Below are 520 nucleotides of genomic sequence, written 5' to 3'. Positions count from 1 at the left end.
TTTGCAAGTACGTTAGTGATTGCTGCAGTTAGTGTAGTTTTACCGTGGTCAACGTGGCCGATTGTACCAACGTTTACGTGCGGTTTTACGCGTTCAAACTTTTCTTTTGCCATGACGGAACCTATCAGTTTTGTGTATCTAAATTACATATGAAAATAATCCACCAGAGGTAGATTAAGTTAATTTTTTCAAATAGTATTTTCTGACAGATAAAGGAAGTAATCAAGGAGATTCTTAGGACTGGTGCTGATAGGCAGAGTCGAACTGCCGACCTCACCCTTACCAAGGGTGCGCTCTACCAACTGAGCTATATCAGCAACACAAGAACTGGAGCGGGCAGCGGGAATCGAACCCGCATCATCAGCTTGGAAGGCTGAGGTAATAGCCATTATACGATGCCCGCATAAAAATCTGTTCTTAAACTACCTCTAACCGTCAAGAATAAAGTGGTGGAGGGAGCTGGATTCGAACCAGCGAAGGCTGAGCCGTCAGATTTACAGTCTGATCCCTTTGGCCGCTC

The 520-nt window shown here is 44.6% G+C and carries 1 protein-coding gene and 2 tRNA genes; all 3 read right to left on the bottom strand.

Annotated elements, in window-relative coordinates; genetic code table 11:
* Positions 1-113, bottom strand: a 113-nt coding sequence (locus tag I6F54_RS20215) for a GTP-binding protein (protein ID WP_138558991.1), incomplete at its 3' end; no start/stop codon positions are given.
* Between the two features lie 128 nt (positions 114-241).
* Positions 242-317: transfer RNA gene (locus I6F54_RS20210), tRNA-Thr, on the bottom strand.
* Positions 318-328: 11 nt separating this feature from the next.
* A tRNA-Gly gene (locus I6F54_RS20205) sits at positions 329-403 on the bottom strand.
* Positions 404-520: the final 117 nt, after the last annotated feature.

Origin of the sequence: Pseudoalteromonas sp. SWXJZ10B (genome assembly GCF_015864475.1) — a bacterium.
Taxonomy (GTDB): Bacteria; Pseudomonadota; Gammaproteobacteria; order Enterobacterales; family Alteromonadaceae; genus Pseudoalteromonas; species Pseudoalteromonas arctica.
Note: the sequence above shows the minus strand (reverse complement) of the source record. Positions and strands in the feature narration are given on the sequence as shown.